Raw genomic sequence first — 19,370 nt, 5'->3', positions numbered from 1 at the left:
CACGCGCGATTTCGCTCGACGCACCCCGCTCCCGCTGTACCATTGCCCCGTGCCGCGCCATGCCGCGGTACCGGATTGGGAGGAACAGGATGATCCAGATCAGCCGCCGTGCCCTGCTGGGCGCGGCCGCCGCGACGCTCGCCGCGCCCGCGCTCGTCACCACCGCCGTCACCGAGGCCCGCGCCGCCGCGCCCTTCCGCAACGATCTGCCGCCCGCCTGGTACCGCTTCAAGCTCGGCAGCTACGAACTCACCATCATCTCCGACGGCAGGCTGCCGCTCGGCAAGCCGGAGCCCGCCTTCCCCGCCTCGCCGCCCGAGGAAATCCGCAACCTGCTGACCGGCAGTTTCCTCGACCCCGCCTCGGCCACGCTCGAGCAGAACGCGCTGGTGCTGAACACCGGCCGCCAGCTCATCCTCTTCGACACCGGCATGGGTGAGAGCATGGGCGCCGCGAGCCAGATGTTCGGCCCGACCACCGGCAAGCTGCTGGCGAACATGAAGGCCGCCGGCATCGACCCCGCGCAGATCGACATGGTGGTGCTGACGCATGCGCATTGCGACCATTGCTGGGCGCTGGTCGATGCCGAGGGCCGCCGCAACTTCCCCAACGCCCAGGTCGCGGTGAGCGAGACCGACCTGCGCTTCTGGACCGACGACGCCAACAAGAAGGGCCCCGACTTCATGGTGCCCTTCATCGACGGCGCCAAGAAGAACCTCTCGGCCTATCGCGACCGCATGGTGATGGTGCAGGACGGCAAGGAGGTCGCGCCCGGCGTCACCGCCTTCGCGACGCCCGGCCACACCATGGGCCACATGGTCTATTTCATCTCCGACGGCAACAAGACCGTCGTCAACACCGGCGACCTGGCGCACCACCAGGTGCTGCTGCTGAAGAAGCCGCTCTGGGAATTCGCCTTCGACACCGACCCCAAGCTTTCCGCCCAGTCGCGCCTCCGGATGCTGACGCGCCTCGCCGCCGACAAGCACCCGGTCATCTCCTACCACTTCCCCTGGCCCGGCCTTGGCCATGTGGCGAGGGCGGGCGAAGGCTTCGAGTGGTATGCCGAGCCGATGAACCTGACGACGCTGTAGCAGTCTCCCCATGCCGCTGGCCGAACTCCGCGAAGCCGACGCGCCGCCCGACATCGCGGCGCTCTACGACCGGCTTCGCGCGGCCAGCGGCGTCCCCCTCGTCAACCTCATCCATCGCCACCTGGCGACGCTGGACGGCGTGCTGCCCTGGCTCTGGCAGGCCATCCGCCCGCCGCTGGAGGATGGCAGCCTCGCCGGCGCCCGAAGCCGCCTCGCTGCCGCCATCCCCCTGCCGCCGCTTGCGCCCGTCCCCGTCGAGCACGGCGCTGCCATCGCCGCCCTGGTCGAGACCTACAACCGCGGCAATCTTACCAACCTCATCCTGCTGACCGCCATCCGCCGCGCCCTGGCGGGCGACCCGCCGCACCCCGCCCCGCCCCCGCCGCGCCTCGCCGCGGAGGCAATGCTCCCCAAGCCCCCGCCCCTCCCTCGGCTCGACGCGCTGCCGCCTGCGACGGCCGCCCTCGTCACCGGCCTCGCCGCCCGCCATGGCGGCGGCGTGGTGCCGAGCCTCTACCTCCACCTCGCCCATTGGCCCGGCTTCCTCGCCACCCTCCCCGTCCTGGCCGCCCCGCTCCTCGACCCCGCCGCCATCCAGGCCGCCCGTGCCACCACCCTCCGCCTCGCCGAGGCCGAGGCCGATGCCATTCGTCCGCTGCTCGCCATCCCCGGCCCGCTGCCCGACCCACGCGCCCTCGCCCCGATCGAGGCCTTCAGCCGCGCCACCATCCCGGACATGGTCCCGATCGGGCTCGGCCTCCGCCGCCTGCTGGCCTCCGGTGCGCCACCGGGCTAAGCCGGGGCCATGCCCGCCCGCCGCACGCTGCTCGCCGCCGCCCTCGCCGCCACCGCCCCGCCCGCCGGGGCGCAGTCGCTCGTCCAGTCGCTGAACAACCTCGCCGCCCGCGCCAATGCCGGCACCATCGGCATCGTCACCGGCGGCATCGACGGCACCTATGCCCGCATCGCCGCCGACCTCGCCGCCGTGCTCGACGATGGCGACGCGCTCCGCATCCTCCCCACCCTCGGCCGCGGCTCCCTGCAGAACATCAGCGACATCCTGGTGCTGCGCGGCGTCGATCTCGGCATCGTCCAGTCGGACGTCCTCGCCTACGCCCGCGGCCGCCGTCTGCTTCCCGGCCTGGATGCCCTGATCCAGTACGTCACCAAGCTTTACGACGAGGAGGTCCACATCCTCGCCGCTCCCGGCATCGCCAGCCTCGAGGACCTCGCCGGCAAGGCAGTGAATATCGATCTTCCGGGCAGTGGCACTGCGATGACCGCAAGCCTGCTCTTCGAGGGCATCCCCATCGAGCCTCGCCACGCCCCGCAGGACGCCGCGCTCGAACAGCTCCGCCGCGGCGAGATCGCGGCGCTCGCCTATGTCACCGGCAAGCCCGCCCGCCTCTTCGCCGGCCTGCCTGCGGGAACGTCCCTCCGCTTCCTCCCCATCCCAATGACGCCCCGCCTGCTGGAGACCTACCTCCCCGCCACCCTGGCGCCCGCCGACTACCCCAGCCTCATCGCGGACAGCCCGGTCGAGACCATCGCCGTCGGCGCCGTCATGGCCTGCTACGCGTGGACACCCGGCACCGAGCGGCACCGCAAGCTCGCCCGCTTCGCCGCGGCCTTCGAGGCGAAGTTCCCCGCCTTCCTCCGCCCGCCCCGTCACCCCAAATGGCGCGAGGTCGACCTCGCCGCCCGCCTCCCCGGCTGGACCCGCTTCCGCGCATGACCCCCCAGGACGACGACGAGGACGACGTCCCGCCCGGCCTTCCTCCCGGCTCGCCCCTCTACATGACCCCCGCCGGCCACGCGGCCTTGCAGGCCGAGCTGCACCGCCTCTGGACCGAGGAGCGCCCGAAGGTCGTCGAGGTCGTCTCCTGGGCCGCCGGCCTCGGCGACCGCTCCGAGAATGCCGACTACCAGTACGGCAAGCGCCGCCTGCGCGAGATCGACCGCCGCGTCCGCTTCCTCCGCAAGCGCCTGGAGCGCGCCCAGGTGGTCGATCCCGCCGCCCAGCCCCGCCGCGACCGCGTCTTCTTCGGCGCGACGGTGACCTATGCCCGCGAGGACGACCGCGAGGTCACGGTGACCATCACCGGCATCGACGAGGCCGACACCGCCCGCGGCCATGTCTCCTGGGTTTCCCCGGTCGCCCGCGCCCTGCTCGGCGCCGGCATCGGCGACCTGGTCCGCCTCCGCACGCCGCAGGGGCTGGAGACGCTCGAGATCGTCTCCATCACCTATCCGGAACGTTGAGCGAACCGACCTGCCACCGCTGGCGTTGCCCCCGCATGACCGAACAGGCACGCCGGCCCAACCCTCCCGGCTTCCCCTCCCATGGCGCCAACGAGCTGCCCGCCGTCACGGTGGACACCGCCAACGCCACCCTCCGCACCCCGGACGGCTTCCTTGGCGACCGTGCCAGCAGCACCGCCTTCCGCGCCATCCTCGCCGACTGGCGCGCCCGGCTGAAGGCGGTCGACAAGGAGGACCCCTTCGGCGACGCCGCCCCCGAGACCATCGGCCGCCGCCAGCTCGACAGGCTGCTCGCCGAGGGCGACCCGGAGATCGCCGGCCTGGTCCATGGCGTCGTCGAGGAATTCGCCCAGTCCTTCGCCACGGTCGTCAAGCGCCTGCTCAAGCTGAAGGAGTGGCAGGGCACCGAGCGCATCGTCATCGGCGGCGGCATGCGCGGCAGCCGCGTCGGCGAGCTGGCCATCGGCCGCGCCGCCATGCTGCTGAAGGGCGAGGAGATCACCATCGACCTCATCCCCATCCGCCACGACCCAGACGAGGCCGGCCTCATCGGCGCCACCCAGCTCGCCCCGCCCTGGATCTTCCTTGGCCATGACGCGCTGCTCGCCGTCGACATCGGCGGCTCCAACATCCGCGTCGGCCTCGTCCGCCCGCATCTGAAGAAGGCCTCCGACCTCTCCGCCGCCTGCCTTTGGGAAAGCGCCATCTGGCGCCACCGCGACGACAAGCCCGGCCGCGAGGCCGCCATCGACCGCCTCGTTGAGATGCTGCGGGACATGCTGCACAAGGCGGAGAAGCGCGGCCTCGCCGTCGCCCCCTTCATCGGCATCGGCTGCCCCGGCCATGTCGAGGAGGATGGCAGCATCGCCCACGGCGCCCAGAACCTCCCCGGCAATTGGGAGAGCGAGCGCTTCAACCTGCCTGGACGTCTGCACGCCGCCATCCCCGAGATCGGCGGCCATGGTACGGTGGTCGTCATGCACAACGACGCCGTGGTGCAGGGTCTCAGCCAGGTGCCCTGGATGGGCGACGTGAAGCACTGGGGCGTGCTGACCATCGGTACCGGCCTCGGCAACGCCCGCTTCACCAACCGCAAGTCTTGATCCGCCCGTCGCCCCGCCCGATCCTGCGGCGCAGCATCTAAGGGGACCGACTCCCGCATGGCCGACTTCCTGGCCCGCCTCGACGCCACCGCCCGCCGCATCGAGACCCCCTGCGGCGAGGGCCGCATGGCCTGGCGCCTCTGGGGCGACGCCGATGCCCCGCCCCTCGTCCTGCTGCATGGCGGCTCCGGCTCCTGGCGCCATTGGGCCCGCAACATCGGGCCGCTATCCCGCGACCGGCTGGTGGTCTGCCCCGACCTCCCCGGCCTCGGCGACAGCGCCATGCCGCCTCCGGCCGAGACCCCTGCCCCCGTCGCCGCCATCCTCCTCGCCGGCCTCGCCGACCTCCTGCCCGGCCGCTCCTACGACCTCTGCGGCTTTTCCTTCGGCGCATTGCTCGCCGGCCACCTCGCCGCCCAGGCCGATGGGCGCCTCCGCAGCGTCACCCTGGTCGGCGCCGGCGCCCTCGGCCTACCACGCCAGATCGCGCCGCTGAAAAAGGTCCGCAGCGAGACCGGCGAGGCCCGTCTCGCCGCCCACCGCCATAACCTGGCGACGCTGATGTTCGCCGATGCCGGCCGCATCGACGCCCCCGCGCTGGAGATCCAGGAAGCCAACACGATGGCCGCCCGCTTCCGCAGCCGCGGCTTCGCCAGCACGACCAGCCTGAAGGACGCCATCGCCCGGGCCCGCGCCCCCGTCGCCCTGCTCTACGGCGAGCGCGACGCCATCGCCTTCCCCGAAATCGAGCGCCGCTTCGCCGCCCTCCGCGAGGTCCAGCCCGAGGCCTGGACCGGCCTCGTGCCCGGCGCCGGCCATTGGGTCGCCTACGAGGCGGCGGAGAGCTTCAACGCCATATTGACCGACATGCTGGCACGACGCTTCGCTCCGGCCTGACCGGCACCGGTCAGGCCTCCACCCCCTCCCGCACCACGGGCCGCGGCGCGAAGCTGATCGTCGCCCGCAGGCCATCCGGCTCGAATTGGAGCACCACCCGCGCGCCGGAGCCGAGGTCATGCGCCAGGGCGCGTTCCAGCAGCCGCGTCCCGAAGCCGCGCCGCGCCGGGGCCGGCGGCACCGGCGGGCCGTCCCTCTCGCGCCAGTCGATGGCCGCGGCGAGGCTCGCCGGATCGGTCCTGCACACCACCTCGACATGCCCGCCCGGCACCGAGAGCGCCCCGTGCCGGACGGCATTCACCGCCAGCTCGTGCAGCCCCATGACGAGCGCCTGGACCTGGCCGGGCGGCACGCGAGGCATCGGCCGGTCGGGCTGAACAGTCAGGGCGAAGCGCGGCCTGCCTTCCTCCACCCCCTCCAGCCAGGGCGCCAGCCCGGTCCGCACGACGACATCGAGCGCCGCCCCCTCCCAGGCCACCGCCGTCAGCAGGTCATGCGCCCGCGCCAGGGATTGCAGCCGGCCCGTGAAGGCCGGGACGAATTCCCCGGCATCGCCCCCCGCCCCGCCGCGCGCCGTCTGCAAGGCCAGGGATTGCACCGTGGCGAGGGCATTCTTGGCGCGATGGTTCAGCTCCGCGACGACCAGCCGCAGCCGCCGCTCGCTGTCCACCAGCGAGGCGGTGGCGGCCCGGCGCCGCCGCGCCTCGGTCAGCAGCGCCTCCGCCAGCCTGTCGGCCTCCGGCAGGCCATGGATGTGCGAGGCCGCGGGCAAGGCCGCCTCGTCCGGCGCCGCAGCCATGTGCAGCAGCTCGGTCACCGGGCGCAGTACGCCGAGGGCGATGCGACGGGCGAGAAGGATCCCGAGCGCCAGCACGGCCAGCTCGCCGGCCAGCAGGGCGAGCGCCGTCCGCACCGCCGGGCGGGTGAGCTCCGCCTCCGGCACCGCGACGGCCACGCCCCAGCCGAAGGGCTCGGGCAGGCGCACCACGGCGCTGATGACGCGTTCGCCATCCGGGCTGACGGCGTCCATCACCTCCTCGGCGGCCCCCGCGCCCCACCGCTCCAGCAATTCCGGCGTGACCTTCTGCCCGACGAAGCGCTCCGGGTCCGGCAGACGCGCCACCCGCACCCCGGCGCGGTCGATCACGGCGATGATCCAGTCGACACCGGGCTGCTGCCGCCTGATCAGCGCGTCGAAGGCATCGAGCGGCGGGTTGAGCGACAGGATGAGGCCGGACGCCGCCCCGTCCAGCCCTGCGACGGGGCCCGGCACCGGCACGTCGATCGCCACGACCGGCCGGCGCACGACCAAGCCGAAATAGAGGTCGGAGGTGGCTGGCCGCTGCGTCTCGAGGACGCGTCTCTGGTTCACCAGATGGGTCCGCGCGGGCAGCGGCACGCCGCGCGGCGCGGCGGTGTTCATCAGCTGCTGCCCGTCGGCGCGCAGCAGCAGGATATCGGCACCGGGCGCCTGGCGCGCGACGAGCGCCTCCGCCTGGATGCGGAAGGTGTCGAGGTCGCCACCGGCCAGGGCACGGGAGTTGGCGAGCACCTCGAGCGCTAGGGTCCGCCCGCGCAACTCGCCCTCGAGGGCAAGGGCCAGCCCGCGCGCGACGTTCAGCGCCTGCCCGCTCGCCTGCGCGCGGGCATTCCGGTAGCCGATGTGGACCAGGGCAAGGTTCAGCGCGACGAGCGGCATGGCCACTGCGAGAACGAGGCCCGCGAGCCGGACGCGAAGCGTCGGCCGACGCAGGAGGCTTGCGGGGGAGGGCTCGTCAGGCGTCACACAGTCACCCTCGCTGGGACCAGACAACCCTGCAGGCGGGGGGCCGTTGGCGCGTCTCGCAGGATTAGGGTCGGCCAGCGGGCGGTGGAAGCCAAAACCCATGTTCGGCATGAAAAGCCGCAGGTTTCCTCAACGATGTGGCCCGACCGCCCGATGCCGCGGCGGCCGGGGAATGAGAGCCACGGCCCAGGCGGGCCGCGGGGTGTCAGGCCCCTTCCAGCGGCCTGATCTTGAGGTCGCGGAAGGCGCGGCGGAAGCGCCCGACCCGCCGCTCCTCCATCATCAAGCGGCGGGCCGCGGGCGGGCCGCCGCGAGGCAGACCAGCCGCCCGAAAGGTGTTCCCTTCCCCCACCCGTTGCGCGCCACCCGCCCCACCGCCACCATCCCCCATCCGGGGAGACACCGCCATGGCCACCACCCGCCGCAGCCTGCCCGCACTCGCCGCCTCCCTTCTCGCCACGCCTGCCCTCGCCCAATGGGCCCCGGCGCGCCAGGTCCGGCTGATCGTCCCCTTCTCGCCCGGCGGCGGCGCCGACACCACGGCCCGCCTCTTCGCCCCCGCCTTCGCCACCTTCCTCGGCCAGCCCGCCGTGGTCGAGAACCGAGCCGGTGCCGGCGGCACCATCGGCGCTGCGGAGGCCGCCCGCGCCGCGCCGGACGGCACCACCCTCCTCGTCGATGCCGCCAACCAGGCCGTCAACCAGGTGCTGTTCCGCAACCTGCCCTTCGACTACGTCACCGGCTTCACCCCGGTCAGCCGCGTCACCGTCTACCCGCTGCTGCTCGTGGTCCGCCCCGACAGCCCCTTGCGCAGCCTTGAGGCCCTGCTCGCCAAAGCCCGCGCCGAGCCGGGCCGCCTCACCTACAGCTCCTCCGGCAACGGCATCTCCAACCACATCGCGACCGCCGTGCTGGCGGACCGGGCGAAGGTCGGGTTCAGCCACGTCCCCTATCGCGGTGGCGGGCCGGCGCTGGCCGCCGTGCTCGCCGGCGATGTCGATTTCGGCTTCGCCACGGTGGCGAGCGCCGCCGCGCTCGCGCAGGAGGGCCGCCTGCGCCCGCTGGCCGCCTCCTCCGCCGGACGCATCCCGAGCCTGCCGGAGATCCCGACCGTCGCCGAGCTGGGCTTCCCCGGCTACGACCAGACCGAATGGAACGGCGTCTACGGCCCCGCCGGCCTGCCCCCGGCCATCACCGAACGCCTGCACGAGGCCTGCCAGGCGGCGCTGCGCGACCCGAGGGTCACTGAGCGCCTCACCGCCCTCGGTGCGCTGGCCCTCGGCAACAGCCCGGCCGAATTCGTCGAATTCCTGAAGCGCGAGCGCGCCGCCATGGCCGTGCTGGTGCGCGAGGCCGGCATCACCGCCGACTGATCATTGCGTTATAGCACCGTCTCTGCTATAGGAAAACGGTCGCCGCACAAGCCCCGCCCGGCACCCCCGCCTCAACCCATCAATCCCTCAAATTCCCTCCCAAACCATTGATCCTGCAGGAGGCGGCTTCAAGAATTGAAGCCGTCCGGGCCCCTTAAACCCACTCCGCCCGGTGCGTCCCGAGCGGCACCGAGGGCAACGCCCAGAAGGGCGGCGTCGCCTCCGGCCGCCCTGGCTCGCGCAGCGCGGTCAGCCGCCCGAAGCCGCTCTCGCCCGTCTCGAGCAGCCCGCCCAGCTCCGCCATCTTCGGCACCGCCACGCCGAACCCGCCCTCGATCCGTCCGAGGCTGAGCAGCCACCGCGCCGTCCCGGCGAGCGAGACCGCTACCCGCCACGATCCGCCCTCCTCCGCCCGCCGCAGCAGCGCCGCCAGCGTGCCGAAGGCAAGCAGGTACCCCGAGGCGTGGTCCAGCGCCTGGCAGGGCAGCACCTTCGGCTCAGGCAGGCTGCCCGCCGCCTCCGCCTCGGCATGGTTGAAGCCGCTCGCCGTCTGGACCAGCGAGTCGAAGCCCCGCCGCCCGCCCCAGGGGCCGACCTCGCCATAGGCCGAGAGCGAGGTGCAGACGATCCCGGGCCGCAGCGCCGCCAGTGCCTCGGGCGAGAAGCCATGCCCCGCCACCGCCCCCGGCCGGTACCCCTGGAGGAAGACATCCGCCGAGCCAGCCAGTGCCCGCAGCCGCTCCCGCCCGTCCTCCGCACGCAGGTCGAGCGAGGCCGTCCGCTTGCCCCGCCCGGTATCGACGATCAGTTCGTCGAAACTCGGCAGATGCGCCGCGCTGACATGCAGCACATCCGCCCCGTGCGCGGCCAGGGTCCGCCCGCAGACCGGCCCCGCGATCACCCGCGTCAGCTCCAGCACGCGGATGCCCTCGAGCGGCCGCACACCTGCCTGCGGCAGGGGCAGCGGCGGTGCCTCGCCGATCTTCTCGAGCCGCACCGGCGTCAGCGCGGCTATCGCCTGCCCCTGCGGATGCGCATCCCATTCGGCGAAGCTTCGCATGGCGGCGACGCAGAGCCCCGCCTCGGCCGCCGCCTGCTCGAAGCCGAAGGCCTCCCACCCGCCAAGCGCCGCCCCCACCGCCGCCCGGTTGCCCTCGCAGCCGAGCAGCCGCAGCGTGCCCGCCCGGTGATGCGGGAAATTCGTGTGAAGCCTGACGTAGCGCCCGTCGCCGCAGCGATAGGTGCCGGCGATGTCGTCCCACCTGGCCCCCGCATCGCCGCTGTCGAGCGCGAGGTAGCGCTCCGAGAGGAAGGACAGCGCCGCATGCCGCATCTCGACCGAGACCGCCTGCGCCGCCCCGCCCCGCGCCCGGTGCAGTGCCGCCACCGCCGCCGTCGCCGCGCCGATGCTCGCCTGCGCCGCCGCGCCGATGCGGAAGGAGGATGGCAGCGCCGGCTCCCCACCCGTCAACCGAAGCTCCGGCATGGCCCCCGGCGCCAGCCCCGCCGCGCGCCAGAGCCCCTCAAGGATCACAAGCGGCGATGCATCGGCCATCGGGGAGACCTCGCTGTCAGGGCTTCAACAGTTGCTCAACGCCTGCGGGAAACGGCGATGACCTTCCGCGTTACGCCAACGGGCGGGAGCGTAACCCCGCCCCCACCACAAGGAACAGGGAAACGACCGATGGCGAATCAACAGGGCTCCGGCGGCGGCGGCAAGGGCAATCCCGGCAATTTCGCCAATGACCGCGAGAAGGCGCGCGAGGCCGGCCATATGGGCGGCATGAGCCAGGGCAAGGAGAACAACCCCGGCAACTTCGCCAACAACCGCGAGAAGGCGGCCGAGGCGGGCCGCAAGGGCGGCCAGAACAGCCATGGGGGTCGCTCCTCCAGCTGAGGGCCGAGGCAGGCGCCGGGGCGGCCAACCCCCGGCGCTACTCCGCCGCCGCCGCGCGCGGCCCGAATTCCGGCGCGACCCGCGTCATGAACAGCCGGATGGACTCGTTCGCCACCTCCGCCGGCATCGGCCCGAGCCGGAAGGAGCAGATCACCCCGCCGACGCCGGTGCGGTCGATCTCCGCCATCTTCGCCGCGACCGTCGCCGGCGAGCCATGGATCAGGGCGCTCTCCACCTGCGCCCGCGCCGGCGGCACCCGCTCCTCCACCATGCGGATGCCCTGCTCGGCATAGACGCGCTCCCGCATCACCCGCCGCTGCTCCTGCATCGCCTCGAAGGCGGGGATGCCGATGCGCGCCGCCTCGGCATCCGTGGCAGCGACGACGACGTTGCGCCAGACCCAGCTATCCGCCATGCAGTGGGCGACATGCGCCTCGTCATGCCCGGCCGCGGCCAGCGCGGCGCGATAGGCGGCGAGGCGCTGCCGCGTCACCTCGATCGACTGCACGTTCATCATGAAGGGCAGGCCGCGTGCGGCGAGATGCAGCGCCCCCTCTTCCGAGGAGGCAGCCCGCAGCACCGCCGGATGCGGCTGGGTGAAGCATTCCGGCCGCAGCCGCGGCGCCTGGATGTCCCAGAATTGGCCCTTGTGGGTGACGCCCGCCTTGTTGGTCCAGGCTTCGAGCATGATCGCTTCGGCTTCGGCATAGCGCGCCCCCGCCTCGCGCCAGTCGATGCCGTAGCCCTGGTACTCGTAGACATTGTAGGCAGTGCCGCGGCCGAGCCCGACGATGAGCCGCCCCTCGCCGAGGTTGTCCAGCAACGCAATCTGCTCGGCGAGGCGCATCGGGTGATGCAGCGAGACCTGCGCCACGGCGAAGCCCACCTTCACCCGCCTGGTCGCGGCCAGCACGGCGGCGGCGAAGGCGGTCGGGTCCACATAGGCGCAATTGCCGTCGAAATGGTGCTCGGCAAGCCAGATCACCTCGACGCCGAGTTCGTCGCAGAGCTTCGCCTCCTCCAGGCACTCGCGGATGACGCGGGCATCGCTCGCCGGCTCGCGGCTCTCGGTGAAAAGGAAATTGCTGAATTTCAGCATGGCAGGCTCCGTCCGGCTCTCGCGCCAGCCTAGCCGCCCCCTGCTGCCGCGCAACTGCGGCCGGATGAAACGGTCACGCCTCGCCAACAAAGCGTAACCCCGCTGGCGAAGCCGGCGCGCCCGGTCCATATGGGCGATGCGCGCGGAGTTCCGGAATCCATGAAGATCAACGTCGAGGTCGATTGCACGCCCGAGGAGGCCCGCACCTTCCTTGGCCTGCCCGATCTGCGGCCGATGCAGGATGCGGTGCTGGCGAAGATGCAGCAGCAGATGCTGGACGCCGTCGACGCGCTCTCGCCCGAGGCGCTGCTGCGGACCTGGATGCCCCTCGCCCCGCAGACGCCCGAGCAGATGCGCGACGCCATGGCCGGCCTCTTCCGCCTGTTCACGCCGATGGCGGGCGGCAAGGGGCCCGGCAGCCAGGGCTGACCGCGCCGCGTGACCGCACCGACCCTCCGGGCCGAGCCGGCGCTCCGACCGGGCCGCCGCCGCATCCCCCGTGCGCAGCGCCCCTGGCGCCGGCTGCGGCCGGGCCTGGTCGGCTCGGTGCTGCTGCATCTCGGCTTCCTCGGCCTGGTGGTGCTGGCGGTGATGACCCGCGAGCGGCCGCCGGAGCCGCTGCCGCCGCCCTCCTTCGAGGTCGAGTATCAATCAGGTGCCCCCGGCCGCCCGGGCGACGAGCAGGGCGAGGCCCGGCCGGAGCAGGAGGCGCCCCCCCCTGCTCCCCCGAGCCCGCCGTCGCTCCCGCAACCGGCCCAGCCGCCGCCGGTGCCCGAGGCTACGGCACCGCCGGCGCCGCCCCTGCCGCTGCCGCCAGCCCCGCCGCCGCCGGCACCGCCGCGCACGGAGTTCGCTGAGCCCGCCCCGGCTCCGCCGCCCCCGCCCCCGGCCGCCGCCGAGGCCCTGCCGACGCCCCCTCCGCCCATCCCGCTGCCGCGCGAGGTGCCGCGCCCGAGCCCGCCGCCCCCGGCCCCGCCGCAGACCGCCGCCCGCCCGGCCGCGCCGGCGCAGCGCTTGCCTGGGGTCTGGATGCCGGAAGCGAGGAACCTCGCGCCCGCCACCCCGTCGGCGCCGCCGGGCACGCCGCGCTCGCGGCTCGACCTGTCACCCGGCCCCCTGGCGACACTCGGCCGCAACTCGACGGAGTCCGAGGCGGATGTGCGCGGCGCCCAGGTCGGGCCGGATTGGCGGAACGCCTTCCGCCGTTGGGTGGACGAGAACAAGCGCTACCCGGCCAGCGCCGTGGAGGCGGGCCATCAGGGCAGCAGCCGGGTACAGGTGATCGCCGACCCGAACGGCAAGGTGAAGTCGGTACGGCTGATCGGCCCTTCGGGCTCGGTCTGGCTTGATGCGGGCCTGATGTCGATGTTCCGTGGCGCGACGTTGCCGGCCTTCCCGCCTGGGGCGGACCCCAACGGCGTGACCATCGACTTTACGATGCGCTACATCTTGGTGCGCTGATTGCCCTCGCCCAGCCAGACCGCCTCCTGCCGCCGCACCGCGGCCCGCAGGTGGTCATCCGCGGGGCCGACAGCCGGGCCGGGATGCATCGCCCCGAGCACCGGCACGACCTGTGCCAGCACCCAGCGTTCCATGGCGGCGTCGCGGGCCTGCAACGCGCGCAGCGCCGCCCGCATCACCGCCCCGCTCGATTCATAGGCCCCCGATGCCACCATCGCGTCGACGAAATGCGCCTGCTCCGGTGGCAGGGCGACGCATCGCTTCATGATTTGCGGCACGGCACGGTTCTCCCCAAGCGGAAGGCTAGCCCCAAAGATTTCGGGATGTCACCGCATTTCCGAGTATTCGACTGGACTTTGCGCGTGCTGCGACGCAGCATCCGGCCAAAATTAAGGAACACGCCTATGACCGTGGTCACCCCCCCTCCGGGCCGCGAGCTGCTGGCCCGCGGTGCCGAAACCATGTCGCGCATCATCGACCAGGCCCGGACCCTGACCGATGTGGCGACGCGGCAGGCGGCGCAGCTCGCCCCCACGGCCCTGCCGCCAGCCCCGCCGCCGCTTCCCTCCAACCCGGCCACGCTGCTCGCCGCGGCCGCGGATTATGCGGTGGATGCGACCCAGCGCGGCATCCTCTACCTCGATGCCCTGCGCCAGGCGGGCAACACCTTCTACGAGCATGAGGCGGAGGGCTGCCCGCCCGTCCTCTTCTTCCCCTGGGACATGGTGGTGGACGGCCGCACCCTGCCGCGTCCCTGCAATTACGCGCTGGTCCGCATCCGCCGCCCCGAGGGCGCCGCGCCGCAGGACCCGAAGCTGCGTCCCTTCGTCATCATCGACCCGCGCGCCGGCCATGGCGCCGGCATCGGCGGCTTCAAGTCGGACAGCCAGGTGGGAGTCGCGCTGCGGCGCGGCCACCCGGTCTATTTCGTCGTCTTCTTCCGCGACCCGGAGCCGGGCCAGACCATCCTCGACATCACTCATGCCGAGGGCGTCTTCCTTGAGGAGGTGGCGAAGCTGCATCCGGAGGCGCCGAAGCCCGTCGTCATCGGCAATTGCCAGGGCGGCTGGGCGGTGATGATGCTCGGCGCCTCGCAGCCCGACCTCACCGGCGCCATCGTGCTGAACGGCGCGCCGCTCTCCTATTGGGCCGGCGAGCGCGGGCGGAACCCGATGCGCTATCTCGGCGGCCTCGCCGGCGGCTCCTGGCCGGCCGCGCTGCTGGCCGATCTCGGCAACGGCAAGTTCGACGGCGCCAATCTGGTGCTCAACTTCGAGAGCCTGTCGCCCGCCAACACCTGGTTCAAGAAATACTACAATCTCTACGCCAATGTTGACCGCGAGACGCCACGCTTTTTGGAGTTCGAGCGCTGGTGGGGCGGTTACTTCCTGATGAACCGCGACGAGATCCGCTGGATCGTCGAGAACCTCTTCATCGGCGACAAATTCGCCCGCGGCGAGATCAGCGCCGGCGGCGGCGCCACCTTCAACATGCGCGCGGTGCGCAGTCCGGTGGTCGTCTTCGCCTCGGCCGGCGACAACATCACGCCGCCCGGCCAGGCGCTGCGCTGGATCGCCGACGTGTACCGCGACGAGCAGGAGATCAAGACGCTCGGCCAGACCATCGTCTACCTGATGCACGAGGATATCGGCCATCTCGGCATCTTCGTCTCGGGCGCCATCGCGCTGAAGGAGCATACCGAGATCGCCGAGACGCTGCAGCTGATCGACAGCGTCGCCCCCGGCCTCTACGAGATGCTCATCACCACGGAAGGCGGCAACGGCGGCTGGCAGGTCGAGCTCAAGGAGCGGACCATGGCCGACATCCGCGCCCGCAGCGGCGAGGCGAAGAACGAGGCGTTCCCCGCCGTCGCCCGCATCTCGGCGCTGAACCAGTCGATTTACGACCTCTTCGCCGCGCCCTTCATCCGCCAGCTCAGCACCGAGCGGACGGCCGAGCTGCGGCGGCAGATGCACCCGATGCGGCTGCGGCGCACGCTCTTCAGCGACCGCAACCCGGCGATGGCTGCCGTCGCGCCGCTGGCCGAGCAGGCACGGGCGGACCGGCGGCCGGTGGCACCCACCAACCCCTTCCTCGCCTGGGAGCGGCTCTGGGCCGACGGCATGGAGCGGAGCTTCGATCTCTACCGCGACATCCGCGACGGCTGGACGGAATATGCCTTCCACGCCCTCTACGGCGCGCTTGGCACCTGGGGCGTGGCCCAGGCCGAGCCGCCCGAGGCCCCGCCGCCGGCGACCGAAGCCACGGCGCCCGAAGTGCGTGCGGCGCTGGCCCAGATCGCCGAGGGCGGCTATCCGGCAGCGGTCATCCGCATGATGATCCTGCTGGCCCGCGCCCGTGGCGGCGTGCGCCGCTCCCGCCTGGTGCGCTCCAACGCCATGCTGACGACGGAGGAGCCCTTCGCCGCCATGACGCCGGAGGAACGGCAGGCCATGATCCGCCGGCAGACGGTGATCGCCAGCATGGCGCCGGCCGAGGCGCTAGCGACCCTCCCCCAGCTGCTCCCGAAGCAGGAGGAGCGTGTGCGGGCACTGGCCGCGGTGGAGGCGGTGGCCGGGCCGGAGGCGGAGCTTGGCGAGGCGGCGGAGGCGATGCTGGCGCAGCTCCGCGCCACGCTCGCCACTCCGGGCCGGGCCCCGGTGCCGGTCGGTTACGAGGCCGCGGCAATGCCGGATTAGGGTTCCCAGCCCCTAGCACCGGGCCTAGGCTTCCTTCCAAGCATAAGCAGGAAGGAAGCGGGCCATGGCAGAGGATCTGGTCATCCGCGGCGGCACCATCGTCGATGGCAGCGGCGCACCGGGCTTCGTCGCCGACCTGGCGGTCAGCGGCGGCCGGATCACCGCCATCGGCCCCGGCTTGCCCCGTGGGCGTGAGGAGATCGACGCCCATGGCCGGCTGGTGACGCCGGGCTTCGTCGATATCCACACCCATTACGACGGCCAGGCAGTGTGGGACAGCCATCTGGCGCCCTCGGCCATCCATGGCGTCACCACCGCGGTGATGGGCAACTGCGGCGTCGGTTTCGCCCCGGTCCATCCCGGCCAGGAAATGCAGCTCATCGAGCTGATGGAGGGGGTGGAGGACATTCCCGCCCCGGTCCTGTCCCAGGGGCTGGACTTCACCTGGGAAAGCTTTTCCGAGTATCTTGCCGTGCTCGAGGGCAAGCCGCGGGACATCGACATCTGCGCCCTCGTCCCGCATGCCGCCGTCCGCGTCTATGTCATGGGCGAGCGGGCGCTGGCGCTGGAGCCGGCGAACCAGGGCGACATCGCCGCCATGCGCCAGATCGTCGCCGAGGCGGTGCGCGCCGGGGCCTTCGGCTTCTCTACCAGCCGCACCATCAGCCACAAGACATTGAAGGGCGACTCCACGCCCACGCTCCGCGCCCAGGAGGACGAGCTGACGGGGATCGCCCTCGGCCTGAAGGAGGTGGGCGCCGGCTTCCTCGAAGTGGTCTCCGATTTCAACCTGCCGGACGCCGCCACCGAATTCGCCATGCTCCGCCGCGTCGCCGAGGCCTGCGGTCGGCCGATGGTCTTCTCCCTCACCGCCCGGCACGACCGGACGGAGGCTTGGCGCGAGCTGCTGGCGCTGTCCAACAAGGCGGCGGCGGAAGGGGTGAACATCCGGCCCGTCTTCCCGCCACGGCCGATCGGCATCCTCATGGGGCTGCTCGGCAGCCAGAACCCCTTCAGCGGGTCGCCGAGCTACAAGGCGATTGCCCATCTGCCGGTGCCGGAGCGCGTCGCCGCAATGCGCGACCCCGCCACGCGCGCCCGCATCCTGGCCGATGACCGCATCAGCGGCAGCAACTTCCCGCTCATCACCCGGCTCTCCTTCGAGCGGATGTTCCCCTTCGGCGACCCGCCGGACTACGCGCCGCACCGCGAGACCAGCGTCGCCGCCGAGGCCGCGCGTCAGGGCCGCAGCCCGGAGGATGTCGCCTATGACATGCTGCTGGCCAATGAGGGGCAGAACTTCCTCTTCTGCCCGCTGACCAACTATGCCGACTTCACGCTCGACGCCTCGGCCGAGCTGCTGCGGCACCCGAACACCATCGTCGGCCTCTCCGATGGCGGGGCGCATGTCGGCTTCATCTCCGATGGCAGCTTCCCGACTTTCCTGCTGAGCTACTGGGGCAAGCAGCGCGGCCTGCCGATCGAGGAGCTGATCCGGCGGCAGACCAGCGACACGGCGCGGGCCGTGGGCCTCGCCGATCGCGGGCTGCTGCGCGCCGGGATGCGGGCCGATATCAACATCATCGACCTCGATGCGCTCGCGCTCGACCGGCCGGGGATGCTCTACGACCTGCCCGCCGGCGGGCGTCGGCTGATGCAGCGCGCCCGCGGCTATGAGGCGACCATCGTCGCTGGCGCCGTCACCTACCGCCACGGCGAGGCGACAGGGGCGCTTCCCGGCAGGCTGGTGCGCTGCGGCGCCTGAGGCGGCCGGCCAATGCGCGCCGTCTGGTACACCCGGCCCGGCCCGGCACGGGAGGTCCTGCAGCTCGGCGAGCGGCCGGTGGCGGAGCCGGCGCCGGGCGAGGTGCGCGTGCGGCTCCTGGCCTCGGGCGTCAACCCGGCCGATACCTACCGCCGGGCCGGGACGTCCTATGCCAATGAGTGGCCGCTGATCATCCCGCACAGCGACGGCGCGGGCCTGGTCGAGGCGCTCGGCGAGAGCGCGCCGGCCGGGCTGCTGGGGCAGCGGGTCTGGCTCTACAACGCCCAGCGCGGGCGGCCCTTCGGCACGGCGGCGGAGGCCACCTGCGTGCCGGTGGAGAATGTCACCGCTCTACCGGAGGATATCGGCTTCGAGACCGGCGCCTGCCTCGGCATCCCGGCGATGACCGCGCATCGCTGCCTCTTCGCCGATGGGCCGGTGCGGGGGCTGCGCGTGCTGGTCTCGGGCGGCGGCGGCGCGGTCGGCAACTACGCGGTGCAGCTCGCGCGCTGGGGCGGCGCGGCCTGGGTCGGCGCCACGGCGAGCGGCGGCTGGAAGAGCGAGGACGCGAAGGCCGCGGGCGCCGATGCCGTGTTCGACTACCGGGCACCGGATTGCGCCGCGCGGATCATGGCGGCGACCGGCGGCGTGGACCGCATCGTCGAGGTCGATGTCGGCGGCAATGTCGGGCTCTGGTCCGAGGTGGTGGCGCTGAACGGCAGCGTCATCGGCTATGCCAGCCGCGGCGGGCTGACGCCGTCCATCCCCGTCTCCGCCGTGCTGATGCGGAAGAACGTCAACCTGCGCGGCGTGGTGCTGAACAGCGCGCCCGCGGCGGCGCGCCGCCGGGCGATGGAGGAGATCGATACCTGGCTGCGGCAGGCGCCGCGGCTGCACCGGGTCGCCGCGGCCTATCCGCTCGCCGAGACGGCCGCCGCGCATGAGGCGGTGGAGGCGGGCAGCAAGCGCGGCACGGTCGTCGTCCTGCCCGGGGCCTGATCGAGGCCCGGCGGGCTTCAGGCCCCGCCCTCCAGCCGCAGCACGCGGCTGTGCAGCGCATGGCCGAGGGCCTGCTCGGCAGCCAGCCCGGCCTTGCGCAGTGCGGCGGGGTCGAGGCCGGTGCCGAGGCCCATGGCGGCGAGCGCCGCGGCCAGGTCCTCGGCGCAGCAGAAGCCGCCGGCGCCGCCCAGTGCCGCATCCGCTTCGGTAAGCCCGGCCTCGATCGCGGCGAGGGTATTGGCGATGGCGGTGCCGCGGCGGTCGGAGAAGCGGGCGATGAAGCTGGCGGTCGGCAGGCCGCCATGCAGCCAGCCTATCAGGTCGCGGACGCGGGGCGGCGTCGCCAAGCCCTCGTCATCGGCGATGGCGATGCGGCCGATGCCGAGCTCGGCGAGGCGCTCGGCATCGGCCAGCACGCCAGCCGGCTCGGTGCCCTCGGCGAAGGCGGCGGCGATGCTGCCGCAGAGGGCGAAGCGGCCGCCCGCCTGTTCGGCCATCGCGGCGAGGCTGGCCCAGCGGGCGGCGCGGTCCTCGCCGAACCGGGCCCGCGAGGCGGCATCGGTGGCGGCGATGGGCAGCAGCACCTCATCCGGGCCCCAGCCGCCATCCTGTGCGACGAGCGCGCGGCGAACGGCCATGAGGTCCGGGCAGGGTACCTGGAAGGCAAGCTCCGGATGGCGGGGTGCGCCGCGCAGCAGCAGCTCGGCATCGGCGAAGACGGGGAAGCGGTCGGGATCGCGGAGGCTGGTGAGGCCGATGCGGCGGACGCCGGCTGCGGCCAGGGCGGCAACGAGGGAGAGGCGGGCCTCGCTCGGCAACGGCTGCTCGATGGCCTCGCTCAGCAGGCAATCGCCGAGTGCGATATCGGCGGCGGCCGGCGCCGTGCTGCCGGTGATCTCCTCCAGTTCGGCGGCACTGGGCAGGTCGCTCATTGG

General features: G+C 72.8%; 19 protein-coding genes. 13 read left to right on the top strand and 6 right to left on the bottom strand.

From position 1 onward, the window contains the following. Positions 1–89: 89 nt before the first annotated feature. The 6 genes from JMJ56_RS23055 to JMJ56_RS23030 are packed head-to-tail and all read left to right on the top strand — an operon-like array spanning position 90 to position 5,356. Positions 90–1,094 carry an MBL fold metallo-hydrolase gene (locus JMJ56_RS23055; protein WP_202834124.1) on the top strand — a complete coding sequence of 335 codons (1,005 nt, stop codon included), beginning with the start codon at positions 90–92 and terminating at the stop codon, positions 1,092–1,094. Positions 1,095–1,104: 10 nt separating this feature from the next. Then, positions 1,105–1,890 carry a hypothetical protein gene (locus JMJ56_RS23050; RefSeq protein WP_202834123.1) on the top strand — a complete coding sequence of 262 codons (786 nt, stop codon included), beginning with the start codon at positions 1,105–1,107 and terminating at the stop codon, positions 1,888–1,890. A 9-nt stretch (positions 1,891–1,899) separates the two neighbouring features. Next, positions 1,900–2,829: a TAXI family TRAP transporter solute-binding subunit gene (locus tag JMJ56_RS23045; protein ID WP_202834122.1), complete on the top strand. Its 930-nt coding sequence runs from the start codon at positions 1,900–1,902 to the stop codon at positions 2,827–2,829. Next, positions 2,826–3,356, top strand: coding sequence for a transcription elongation factor GreB (gene greB, locus JMJ56_RS23040; RefSeq protein WP_202834121.1), 531 nt, complete (start codon positions 2,826–2,828; stop codon positions 3,354–3,356). The genes JMJ56_RS23045 and greB overlap by 4 nt, the downstream gene beginning before the upstream one ends. A 35-nt stretch (positions 3,357–3,391) precedes the next feature. Next, complete coding sequence (locus tag JMJ56_RS23035) at positions 3,392–4,459, top strand: ROK family protein (RefSeq protein ID WP_202834120.1); 1,068 nt, start codon at positions 3,392–3,394, stop codon at positions 4,457–4,459. Between the two features lie 57 nt (positions 4,460–4,516). Next, positions 4,517–5,356 (top strand): alpha/beta fold hydrolase, encoded by an 840-nt coding sequence (locus JMJ56_RS23030; protein WP_202834119.1) that lies wholly within the window; start codon positions 4,517–4,519, stop codon positions 5,354–5,356. 10 nt (positions 5,357–5,366) lie between these two features. On the opposite strand, the gene JMJ56_RS23025 is transcribed toward JMJ56_RS23030, so the two are convergent. Further along, the gene (locus tag JMJ56_RS23025; RefSeq protein WP_202834118.1) at positions 5,367–7,055 is read right to left on the bottom strand and encodes a sensor histidine kinase; all 1,689 of its coding nucleotides are present in this window, start codon (positions 7,053–7,055) and stop codon (positions 5,367–5,369) included. A gap of 292 nt (positions 7,056–7,347) precedes the next feature. Continuing rightward, on the bottom strand, positions 7,348–7,551 hold the full coding sequence (locus tag JMJ56_RS34955) for a hypothetical protein (RefSeq protein ID WP_202834117.1): 204 nt from the start codon (positions 7,549–7,551) through the stop codon (positions 7,348–7,350). Between JMJ56_RS34955 and JMJ56_RS23015 the strand changes: the two genes are divergently transcribed. Continuing rightward, on the top strand, positions 7,550–8,515 hold the full coding sequence (locus JMJ56_RS23015) for a Bug family tripartite tricarboxylate transporter substrate binding protein (RefSeq protein ID WP_202834116.1): 966 nt from the start codon (positions 7,550–7,552) through the stop codon (positions 8,513–8,515). The genes JMJ56_RS34955 and JMJ56_RS23015 overlap by 2 nt on opposite strands. Positions 8,516–8,669: 154 nt before the next feature. On the opposite strand, the gene JMJ56_RS23010 is transcribed toward JMJ56_RS23015, so the two are convergent. Continuing rightward, positions 8,670–10,070, bottom strand: coding sequence for a CoA transferase (locus JMJ56_RS23010; RefSeq protein WP_202834115.1), 1,401 nt, complete (start codon positions 10,068–10,070; stop codon positions 8,670–8,672). Between the two features lie 129 nt (positions 10,071–10,199). On the opposite strand from JMJ56_RS23010, the gene JMJ56_RS23005 reads away from it, so the two are divergent. Continuing rightward, complete coding sequence (locus tag JMJ56_RS23005; protein WP_202834114.1) at positions 10,200–10,412, top strand: con-10 family general stress protein; 213 nt, start codon at positions 10,200–10,202, stop codon at positions 10,410–10,412. A gap of 37 nt (positions 10,413–10,449) precedes the next feature. Here JMJ56_RS23005 and JMJ56_RS23000 read toward each other — a convergent pair whose 3' ends face one another. Continuing rightward, positions 10,450–11,511: an LLM class flavin-dependent oxidoreductase gene (locus JMJ56_RS23000; protein ID WP_202834113.1), complete on the bottom strand. Its 1,062-nt coding sequence runs from the start codon at positions 11,509–11,511 to the stop codon at positions 10,450–10,452. Positions 11,512–11,670: 159 nt separating this feature from the next. On the opposite strand from JMJ56_RS23000, the gene JMJ56_RS22995 reads away from it, so the two are divergent. After that, complete coding sequence (locus JMJ56_RS22995) at positions 11,671–11,940, top strand: DUF6489 family protein (protein ID WP_202834112.1); 270 nt, start codon at positions 11,671–11,673, stop codon at positions 11,938–11,940. A gap of 9 nt (positions 11,941–11,949) precedes the next feature. Further along, positions 11,950–12,972 (top strand): energy transducer TonB, encoded by a 1,023-nt coding sequence (locus JMJ56_RS35370; protein WP_202834111.1) that lies wholly within the window; start codon positions 11,950–11,952, stop codon positions 12,970–12,972. On the opposite strand, the gene JMJ56_RS22985 is transcribed toward JMJ56_RS35370, so the two are convergent. Then, on the bottom strand, positions 12,954–13,250 hold the full coding sequence (locus JMJ56_RS22985; protein ID WP_202834110.1) for a ribbon-helix-helix domain-containing protein: 297 nt from the start codon (positions 13,248–13,250) through the stop codon (positions 12,954–12,956). The two genes, JMJ56_RS35370 and JMJ56_RS22985, sit on opposite strands and share 19 nt — an antisense overlap. 126 nt (positions 13,251–13,376) lie before the next feature. Between JMJ56_RS22985 and JMJ56_RS22980 the strand changes: the two genes are divergently transcribed. The 3 genes from JMJ56_RS22980 (at position 13,377) to JMJ56_RS22970 (ending at position 18,435) form a co-directional block, all read left to right on the top strand. Continuing rightward, positions 13,377–15,671, top strand: coding sequence for a DUF3141 domain-containing protein (locus tag JMJ56_RS22980; protein WP_202834109.1), 2,295 nt, complete (start codon positions 13,377–13,379; stop codon positions 15,669–15,671). A 64-nt stretch (positions 15,672–15,735) separates the two neighbouring features. After that, complete coding sequence (locus JMJ56_RS22975; RefSeq protein ID WP_202834108.1) at positions 15,736–17,436, top strand: N-acyl-D-amino-acid deacylase family protein; 1,701 nt, start codon at positions 15,736–15,738, stop codon at positions 17,434–17,436. Between the two features lie 12 nt (positions 17,437–17,448). Further along, positions 17,449–18,435 carry an NADPH:quinone reductase gene (locus JMJ56_RS22970; protein WP_202834107.1) on the top strand — a complete coding sequence of 329 codons (987 nt, stop codon included), beginning with the start codon at positions 17,449–17,451 and terminating at the stop codon, positions 18,433–18,435. 17 nt (positions 18,436–18,452) lie between these two features. On the opposite strand, the gene JMJ56_RS22965 is transcribed toward JMJ56_RS22970, so the two are convergent. After that, positions 18,453–19,367, bottom strand: coding sequence for a beta/alpha barrel domain-containing protein (locus JMJ56_RS22965; protein ID WP_202834106.1), 915 nt, complete (start codon positions 19,365–19,367; stop codon positions 18,453–18,455). Positions 19,368–19,370 lie beyond the last annotated feature (3 nt).

It is taken from the genome of Belnapia arida (assembly GCF_016773205.1).
Taxonomy (GTDB): domain Bacteria; phylum Pseudomonadota; class Alphaproteobacteria; order Acetobacterales; family Acetobacteraceae; genus Belnapia; species Belnapia arida.
The sequence above is the reverse complement of the archived record's forward strand: the minus strand, read 5'-3'. Positions and strand labels throughout refer to the sequence as shown.